The sequence below is a fragment of the Endozoicomonas atrinae genome (assembly GCF_001647025.1).
GTDB lineage: Bacteria > Pseudomonadota > Gammaproteobacteria > Pseudomonadales > Endozoicomonadaceae > Endozoicomonas > Endozoicomonas atrinae.
The window spans coordinates 1-1,100 of sequence record NZ_LUKQ02000603.1; the positions used below are offsets into that span (position 1 = coordinate 1).

The window sequence follows — 1,100 nt, forward strand, 5'->3', positions numbered from 1 at the left end:
TCGAGTTACCCACGAATACTGGACACTTCATTAAGTTAGATTATCTTCTAACGGTGAGGTGAGTCATGAGTAAACACAGACATCCTGCTTATACCGAAGAATTCCGCAAAGAAGCTGTCCGCATGGCGGGCTTACCCGATAGAAAAGCTTCAGAGGTTGCTGAGCAGCTTGGTATCAGTGTTCAGCAGATCTATAACTGGAAACGACAGTTTTCCCGTCTTTCAGAAAAACAGTTCAATTCACTTGAAGGTGTCGACTACTCCCGCAATGAGTCAGATGAGGTAAAAAAACTCAAACGTGAGAATCACCGCCTCAAGCAGGAGAATGAGTTTCTAAAAAAGGTGTCTGCGTACTTCGCGAAACACCAAGAGTGAAGTACGCCCTGATTGCCAGATATCGCGGTTGTTACTCTCTGGTGTTGATGTGTCGCGTTCTAAGTGTCTCTCGCTCTGGATTCTATTATTGGCAGACGTCCGGTGAAAGTGCACGAAAGCAGCGCTCGGACAAGATCAAAGCAGCCATTGTTAATACTTTAAGGTTTTCAAAGCTCGCTACGGTGCACCCAGGATCACACAGGAGCTGAAAGCCGCAGGAACACAATGTTGCCTGAATGTGGTTGCCCGACTGATGAAACAAGTTGGGCTCAAGGCGCGTAATGGACGCGCATTTAAATATTCGCCCAGTGCTGAAGCGCTGTACGGTGTTGCTGAAAATCGCTTGCGCCGCTGCTTTCAGGCCGATAAGCCAAACCGCAAGTGGACAACTGATATCACCTATATCCGAGTAAAAAGCCGATGGTTGTATCTCGCAACTGTGATGGATCTTTATTCTCGCCGGATCATCGGCTGGGCTTTAGATACCACCATGGTTGAGTCGTTGGTAACCCGTGCTCTGGAAATGGCTTTTGCTCAGCGATCAACAGAGCCTGGGCTGCTTATCCATTCAGATCGTGGTGTTCAATATCGGGCTACTCGTTACCAGAGTTTGATTCGGCGATATGGTGGAGAGCCCAGTATGAGCAGACCTGGTAACTGCTGGGATAATGCAGCTATGGAGTCATTCTTTAGCCGGTTAAAAGTTGAATTAGTTTATGCCGAACG

General features: G+C 47.6%; 2 protein-coding genes. Both read left to right on the top strand.

Going from position 1 to position 1,100, the window contains the following annotated elements; genetic code table 11:
- The first annotated feature begins 65 nt into the window (after positions 1–65).
- Positions 66–374 carry a transposase gene (locus AK963_RS29460; protein ID WP_066018780.1) on the top strand — a complete coding sequence of 103 codons (309 nt, stop codon included), beginning with the start codon at positions 66–68 and terminating at the stop codon, positions 372–374.
- A 205-nt stretch (positions 375–579) separates the two neighbouring features.
- On the top strand, positions 580–1,100 hold a 521-nt coding region (locus tag AK963_RS29465; RefSeq protein ID WP_238593899.1), incomplete at its 3' end, for an IS3 family transposase.

Excerpts from the sequence above, each read along its gene's own strand:
- AK963_RS29460 (WP_066018780.1), top strand. The coding sequence starts at position 66 with ATGAGTAAACACAGACATCCTGCTTATACCGAAGAATTCCGCAAAGAA.